The following is a 7,529-nucleotide window of genomic DNA, read 5'->3' as shown; positions in this document are numbered from 1 at the left end:
GGTGACCTGGAGGGTGAGGGTGTCCGAGCGAATGATGGCCATCAACTAACTATATGTTTATCCAGTTTCACCAGCAAGGCTATCGCCTTGCACCGCCTTGACTGTCGATTCATTCCAAAAATCGAATCGCAGAATGCGGCGGGATTTTGTTCAATAACTCAAGATCTGCGGAGGTGGACTGATGCAGCCGTCATTCGCATTGCCTCCTTGCTTCTTCTTAAGCCGGCTTTACAGCATTACTGCCAATGCAGCGTTGTGTGGCCCGCTTGGCTTCCCTACACTTGGTGCCTCGTTACTCTCGTCCCTCTTAGGATCACGGTCATGGCGCGATCTGAACGTCTACACCGTCGGCTGACGACACTGAGTCGTGCCAAGAAGCGCTTGATCATGGTTGCGGCGGATCTGGTGGCCTTGCCGCTAGCACTGTGGTCAGCCTATGCGTTGCGCTTTGCCGAGTGGTGGCCGGCACGCTATGTCGAGCCCTTTTGGTGGCTTTTCTTGCTCACCCCCGTGGTGGGTGTCTTTGTGTTTGCACGTCTGGGGCTCTACCGCGCCGTGGTGCGCTTCATGGGTCCCCAGGCGCTTTGGGCGGTGGTCAAGGGCTCGGCGCTGCTGGCGCTCTTGATGTGGGCCTCGGCCTTTTTTTACCAATGGCAGGGGTTTCCCCGTTCGGTACCGGTCAATTTTGCGTTGGTCACCCTGGTTTACGTCGGCGGTACGCGCCTGCTGGTGCGCAGCTACTATCACTGGCTGATTCGCCACTACACCGAGAAAGAGGGGGTGGCGATCTATGGAGCTGGCGGCGCCGGGGCGCAGCTGGCGATGGCCTTGGCCAACGGTCGCGAATTCTACACGGCCGCCTTTCTCGACGACGATCCGGCGCTGTGGGGCAGTACCATCAAGGGCGTCAAGGTGTTCAACCCCGGCGAGTTCGCGCCGGTGGTTCAGCAGTTGAACATCACCCGGGTGCTGCTCGCCATGCCCTCGGCGACCAAGAAACAGCGCAAGCACGCGCTGGATCAACTGGCCGAGGTGCCGGTGCACGTGCAGACGGTGCCCTCGATGCCGGAGATCGTCTCCGGCGAGGCCAGTGTCGATCAGCTGCGCGAGGTGGAGCTGGAGGACCTGCTGGGGCGCGACCCCGTGCCGCCGCGCGAAGAGCTGCTGGAAGCCAGCATTTGCGGGAAGGTGGTGATGGTCACCGGCGCTGGGGGCTCGATCGGTAGCGAGCTTTGCCGGCAGATCATGCGAGGCAATCCCAAGGCGCTGGTGCTGTTCGAACTGAGTGAATACAGTCTGTACGCCATCGGTCAGGAGCTGGACGCCCTGAAGGCGGACATGGGCGCAACCTTCGGCATTTACCCGCTGCTGGGCAGTGTGTGCCACCGCGAACGGGTCGAAGCGGTGATCGCCCATTACGGCGTACAGACCATCTACCACGCTGCGGCCTACAAGCATGTGCCGATTGTCGAGAACAACGTGTTGGAAGGAGCGCGCAACAATGTCCTGGGCACTCGGGTGGTGGCGGAGAGGGCCGCCAAGCTGGGCGTAGAGCGCTGCGTGCTGATCTCCACCGACAAGGCGGTGCGGCCCGCCAATGTCATGGGGGCGACCAAGCGTATGGCCGAATTGGTATTGCAGGACCTGGCGCGGCATTCCAGCACAACCGTCTTCTCGATGGTGCGATTCGGCAACGTGCTGGGCTCTTCCGGCTCGGTGGTGCCGCTGTTCCGCCGCCAGATCGAGCAGGGTGGCCCGGTTACGGTCACCCACCCGGAGATCACTCGCTACTTCATGACCATTCCCGAGGCTGCGTTGCTGGTGATCCAGGCCGGCTCCATGGCCGAAGGGGGTGATGTATTCGTACTCGATATGGGCGATTCGGTGAAGATCGTCGACCTGGCGCGGCGCATGATCAAGCTGTCGGGCCTGGAAGTGAAAGACGAACACAACCCCGAGGGGGACGTCGAGGTCGTCTTCACCGGCTTACGGCCGGGCGAGAAGCTCTATGAGGAGTTGCTGATCGGTGACAACGTGGTGGGTACCTCGCACCCCAAGATCATGCGTGCCCAGGAAGAGGTGTTGAGCGCGAATACCCTGGCCCGCTTGTTGGATGAGCTGGAGGAGGCCGAGCGGCAGCTCGACTGCCACCAGGCCTGCGAGGTGCTCAAACAGGCCGTGAGCGGCTTCCAGCACAGCTCGCCGATGGTGGATCTACTGCTGCCGGTAACGGCTGAGGCCAAGTCTCGGGAGCCGCATGTTGCCGCCGTGGCCAAGGCCGTAAAACCGTTGCACTGAAGCCCCGTCTCGCCAGAACGACATGCTAGAATGGCCGGCCTTTGTGTCGGCCATTTTGTTGTCGACTGGCGGATAAGAACGATGAGCGTGGGGACATGACGTGGCGGTGTTGGCAATGAGGGGGATGGGAGAAACGACGATCTGGGTTCAAGGCTATGTGAATCTCGCAGTGCTGCTGCTTGGCGCCTTGCCGTTGGTCGTGCCCACGGGCTATTCGGTTGGCGCGGTATTGTTGCTGCTGGGCAGCGCGGTGTTGTTGGTTCAGCGCCCGCGCCTCGGGTTGTCGTATCAGGACTGGCTGATCATCGCGGCAATGGCTTTTTATGCGGTGGTGGGCATGGGTGACGCCTGGTGGGGCGGAGCGAGCAGTCGCGAAATGGACAAGCCGGTGCGGTTTCTGCTGGCCATTCCGGCCATGTTGCTGGTGATGGCCTACCCCCCTCGTCGTCGCTGGCTATGGGTGGGGCTTGCGTTGGGTGCTACTGGAGCTGGGGCACTGGGCGGTTGGCAGTTTTTCATCGAGGGGGTGAGTCGAGCGAGCGGCCTGACTCAGGCGATTCAGTTCGGCAACCTTGCCTTGTTGCTGGGGTTTTTGTGCGTCGCCGGCATGGGCTGGGCATGGGCACAGCCGCAGCGTCGCTTTTGGCTTGCCCTGCTATTGCTCGGGGCGCTGGGCGGTGTCGCCGCTTCACTGCTCTCGGGGAGCCGGGGTGGCTGGGTTGGGCTGCCGCTGATTCTGTGGGTACTCTATCGCGGCTATGGCCGTGAATTCGCGCTGCGCTGGCGCCTGGCCGCAGTAATGGCGGTGGTGCTGGCCGCCGGCGCGGTTTACGCCACGCCACAGCTGGGTGTGCAGGGCCGGGTCGATCAGGCCGTGACGGAGTTTGGTGGCTACCTGCGTGGCGAGGACCGCACCAGTTCGGTGGGCGTGCGTTTCGAGATGTGGAAAGGCGCGGCACGCATCGGCTGGGAGAATCCGGTGCTCGGTGTAGGCATTGCCCAGTTCGAGTCCGCCATGGGCGAGTTGGCCGAGCAGGGTGTCATTGTTGATAGAGCAAAGGAGTTTGGGCACGCGCACAACGAGTTTCTGGATACCTGGGCAAAACGCGGCGCGCTGGGCTTGGCCGCACTTCTGATTGTTTACCTAGTCCCCATTCGTCTTTTTGCCAATGGCATCAACCATCCCGACCTCCAGATACGGTCGCTGGCTGTGGCCGGCACGCTGCTGCCCGTGGCCTTCATCGATTTCGGGCTCACACAAGGCTTCTTTTCGCATAACAGCGGCGTGATGGTCTACGCCTTCTGGCTGGCCGTGCTGTGGGGAAGTTTCAGCATGCGCCTCAAGGTGGCAGGGCGGGGTTAAGTGGGAAGGTGAGACTGCGTGGCTACGCCATCTCGTGGTCGAAGGCGACAATCTGGCGCTGAGCCCGGGAGAACTCCACGCCGATCAGGTGAGTCGGCTTGCCCTGGCCGCGGTATTTGTCGGCGTAGCCCTTGTCCTTGAGCTGCTGCAGGGCGTGGCCTTCGGGCAGCTGTTCCACCACCTTGAACTCGAACAGGTAGAGATGGCCGGCGAAGTCGACGGTCATGTCGACGCGGCCGGTGTGGCTGGCGTCTTCCACGGTGATCGCCAGCCCCAGGGCGGCGAAGTGGCTGTAGAAGACGCTGGCGTAGTGGCCTTCATACCGGGCAATGGGGTTGTTGCGGTACCAGTCATGCGGCAGGCTGGCGTAGAGCGCCTTGAGGTGGGCTTCCAGGCCGGCCAGGTCGTGGGCCTGCAGGCACCTGAACAGGGTCAGTCGCTGGGGGGCGGCGTTGTCCAGGCCGAGGGCGGGTAGCAGCGCCTGGTTGAGGCTGGACTCCACCTCCCGGTTGGGATAGCCCAGGGTGTAGAGCCAGTAGCCGGTCATCGGTTCTTCGACGTCATGTACCGTCAGGTAACCGGTCTGGAAGAGCAGTCCCTCGGTGGTGATCTGGTCCACGTCGAATCGGCCGAGCAACTCGGCTTCGGTCTGTAGCTGTTCCAGCCGGGGCGTGAAGACACCGCGTTCGGCGAGCAACTGGACCAGGAAGGTCGGCGTGGCGCTTTCGAACCAGTACGGGCCGAATTTGCGCTTCCGGAACAACAGCAGCACATCGAAGGGATTGTAGACCGCAGCGACCTCCTGGCCGCCCCAGCGATAGCCGTTGTACCAGCGGCGGATCTCGTCGCGATCCAGCCCCGGCAGCTCGGCGGCGAACACCGTGTCGATATCGGCCTCGGTATAGCCGCAGATATCGGCATAAGGCGTATCGAGGGTGATGTCGTTGAGGTTGTTGAGCCCCGAGAAGAGGCTGACCTTGCTGAACTTGGAGACGCCGGTGAGCAGCACGAAAGCCAGGTGAGGGTCGGCGTCCTTGAGCACCGAGTAGATGTTCTTCAGCCCCTCGCGCAGTTCCCGGGCGCGCTCGGGCTCGGTGATGTTGTCGAGGATCGGCTTGTCGTATTCATCCACGAGCACCACGGCACGCTGGCCGTGGTGCTGGTGCGCCAGGCGAATCAGCTCCGCAAAATCGCTGGAAATCAGCTCGGGCTGCGGCTTCTCGATGCCCAGGCGCTCGCGATGCTGCTGCAGCTGGTAACGGATATGGGCATCCAGTCCCTCGCGGCTCTGCATGACGCCGTCGGCGAAGCTCAGACGGATCACCGGATGGTGAACCTGCCAGTCCCACTTGTCGTGGAGGTGGAGCCCCTGGAACAGCGCTTCGCGCCCTTCGAACAGGCACTTGAGGGTGTCGATCAGCAGGCTCTTGCCGAACCGGCGCGGGCGCGACAGGAAGTAGTACTTGCCTTCCGCCACCAGCTGATGGAGCTGCGGGGTCTTGTCGACGTAGTAGTACTCGCCGCCGACGATGTCGGCGAAGGTCTGGATACCGATGGGAAGCTTCTTGCGCTGCTGGGCCATACCTGTCTCGCGGATCGCGGTTGCGCTGAGATGAGTCTATCACGGGCACGTATGGCTCAGGCTGGCCCGCCGCTCGCCCTCAACGCAGCATCCGCCGTTTCATGCTGTCGAGCCAGCTCAGCATGCCCGGCGTCTCGGCAAAGACATCGCGCATCTGCTGGCGGTAGAGCCAGGCCTGGTCGGCACCGCCGAGGATCATGCCAGAGGGGTCAAGCTTGGGCTGTTTTCGTTTGCTGGCAGTCAGGTAGTTGAGGACCTTGGGCAACGCCTGGTAGGCCTCCTTCAGGGCCTCTTCGGCGTCGTGCAGGCGATTGAGCCGAACCAACGCCAGTACGCGGCCATAGCGGATCTCGGCCAGGTGGTCCCCTGGATACTGTTCGGTGAGCGCCAGCGCTTCCTGATCGTGCCCGGCACGCAAAAGGGCGTCGGCAAGCGGGGCGCGAACGCCGAGGTTGTCGTTCGGGCACAGGGCCAGTGCGCGTTGGAAACCGGCGATGGCACGATCCAGGTCATTCTCGTCCAAGGCCTGCTGGACCAGATGGCGAATTACCGGTCGGTGCTCGAGCATGCCCCAGGGCAGTTGGCCGCCAGCGGGCAGGGCGGACAGGATGTGGTCGATGACGCGTTGCTGCTGGTTGTCCAGCGCCTGTTGGAAGGCGTCGCGGTCATGGAAGATCAGCTCTTGGCCGGCCTCGTCGAGGGATTCCAGGAAGGTCGGGCTCTGCAACAGGCCGGGGTGACGCTCGATCAGCGCCAGGTTCATGGGGTCGGTTTCCTCCATGTCCCCATAGAGCACGGTTTCGGCACGTTGCACCTCGGGTGAGAGCGCCAGAAAGTATTCTTCGCCGTTCTGGCTCGGCGGCCCTGCGTCGAAATGCACCGGCAGCAGGGGCTCGCGGCCGGCCTGCTCCAGCCGATGCGTGAGCGCATCGAGTTGGGACTGACTGGGCCCTGCCACGAATGCCTCGTCGTCATCGCTATCTTCGTCTTCGGGGAGATCGCCAAGCGAGCGCAGCAGGCTGTCGTCGGCGGCATCGTCCAGAGTCGCGAGGCTGGCCTGTTCCTTGAGCAGCGCGACGGCCTGCGCGTCGCCCAATTCCTCGGCAACCGGCAGCCATTCCGTTGCCGCTGCCTGGGCCTCCTCGTCTTCCCCCAAGGCACGCAGACAGGTCACCAGCAGCAGCCCCGTCACAAGGTTGCCGGGGTCATACAGATCCGCCTCCATGACCAGCAGCATGGCCTCTTCCGGCCGTTCCCTCTCCAGGCGACGACTGGCCAGCCACTGCAGAGCGGCGCTGCGTGCCGAGAGGCCAAGGTCGTCGAGCAGCGCATGGAATGCCTTCTCTCCGGCTCTCTGATGCCCCAGTGCCTCGTAGGCTTCACCGAGCAACTGCACGGCGTGGGTTTGAAGGGTGGCATCAAGGCCGTCACGCTGCAGGAGCGCCAGCAGGATGGTGCGTGCCTTGCCGGGATGCGCCTCTTCCAGTTCGAGATCGGCGAGGGCCAGTCGTACCCGGGGAGGGGCTTTCTTCATGGCTTCATGGCGCTGCTGGCGGCTATAGAGTGACACGGCACGATGGACGATCGGCATTTCTTCCTCGACCGCCATGGTATGACCGGACAGGGCGTTCAGACAGCAGCGTTTGAACTTCTTGCCGGAGCCACAGGGGCAGGGATCGTTGCGCTTCGGTTCGGGAAGCGGAGCCGGCTTGAACCCCTGAGAAGGCAGCGGAGTAGCATTCCATACCGAACGGCCCAAGACCCAGAACGGCATGTCAGCATCGAACCACTGCTCGAAGCCGGTGCTGCGTACGATATCACCCAGCGCCTCAAGATACTGCGAAGGGTTCTCATGACGCAGGATATGCTTTAGGGAGGCTTCCAGAAAGGCGGCAGTGGCCGTTTCCAGTCCCGCGGGAATCTCTGGTGTATCGGCGTGCATGGTCAGCTGAGCGTTCTGTGAACTGGGTTGGCGAGGAGTGTACACGCACCGTGACGTCGACGAAAATCGGCCCCCCACACTGAGAAGGTGATGCTGGGTGGCAAGCGGGTCTGCCACATTACCGGAACCACTGCCCTGGTAAGGAGCGTGGTATCCTGCCGGCACATCAACGCCAGGGACGCCGCATGGCCAGCAACCATCACGATACCGGCTACAAGGAGCTGTTCAGTCACCCGGAGTTCGTCCAGCAGCTGATCGACGGTTTCGCGCCGCCGGAGATCGCTCAACTGATGGACTTCGCGACGCTGAAGAACCACAGCGGGAACTACATCACGCCGCTGTTC

At 62.8% G+C, this 7,529-nt stretch carries 5 protein-coding genes; 3 read left to right on the top strand and 2 right to left on the bottom strand.

Annotated elements, in window-relative coordinates:
- Positions 1-321: 321 nt before the first annotated feature.
- Together FEF15_RS18760 and FEF15_RS18755 are read left to right on the top strand one after the other, a co-directional pair.
- Entirely contained in the window at positions 322-2,298 is a 1,977-nt protein-coding gene (locus tag FEF15_RS18760; RefSeq protein ID WP_163560932.1) for a nucleoside-diphosphate sugar epimerase/dehydratase, read from the top strand.
- Between the two features lie 124 nt (positions 2,299-2,422).
- Complete coding sequence (locus tag FEF15_RS18755; RefSeq protein WP_163560930.1) at positions 2,423-3,661, top strand: O-antigen ligase family protein; 1,239 nt, start codon at positions 2,423-2,425, stop codon at positions 3,659-3,661.
- 22 nt (positions 3,662-3,683) lie between these two features.
- Here the strand turns inward: FEF15_RS18755 and FEF15_RS18750 are convergent, their stop codons facing one another.
- Together FEF15_RS18750 and FEF15_RS18745 are read right to left on the bottom strand one after the other, a co-directional pair.
- Entirely contained in the window at positions 3,684-5,243 is a 1,560-nt protein-coding gene (locus tag FEF15_RS18750) for an ATP-binding protein (RefSeq protein WP_163560928.1), read from the bottom strand.
- 79 nt (positions 5,244-5,322) lie between these two features.
- Positions 5,323-7,185, bottom strand: coding sequence for an SEC-C metal-binding domain-containing protein (locus tag FEF15_RS18745; protein ID WP_163560926.1), 1,863 nt, complete (start codon positions 7,183-7,185; stop codon positions 5,323-5,325).
- Positions 7,186-7,370: 185 nt separating this feature from the next.
- Here FEF15_RS18745 and FEF15_RS18740 point away from each other — a divergent pair.
- Positions 7,371-7,529, top strand: a 159-nt coding sequence (locus tag FEF15_RS18740) for an Rpn family recombination-promoting nuclease/putative transposase (protein WP_163560924.1), incomplete at its 3' end; no start/stop codon positions are given.

It is taken from the genome of Halomonas sp. NO4 (assembly GCF_010994375.1).
GTDB lineage: Bacteria > Pseudomonadota > Gammaproteobacteria > Pseudomonadales > Halomonadaceae > Halomonas.
Note: the sequence above shows the minus strand (reverse complement) of the source record. Positions and strands in the feature narration are given on the sequence as shown.

What these genes read in the sequence shown, in the direction of transcription:
- FEF15_RS18760 (WP_163560932.1), top strand. Translation starts at nt 322, where the DNA reads ATGGCGCGATCTGAACGTCTACACCGTCGGCTGACGACACTGAGTCGT.
- FEF15_RS18750 (WP_163560928.1), bottom strand. Translation starts at nt 5,243, where the DNA reads ATGGCCCAGCAGCGCAAGAAGCTTCCCATCGGTATCCAGACCTTCGCC.
- FEF15_RS18745 (WP_163560926.1), bottom strand. Translation starts at nt 7,185, where the DNA reads ATGCACGCCGATACACCAGAGATTCCCGCGGGACTGGAAACGGCCACT.
- FEF15_RS18755 (WP_163560930.1), top strand. Translation starts at nt 2,423, where the DNA reads ATGGGAGAAACGACGATCTGGGTTCAAGGCTATGTGAATCTCGCAGTG.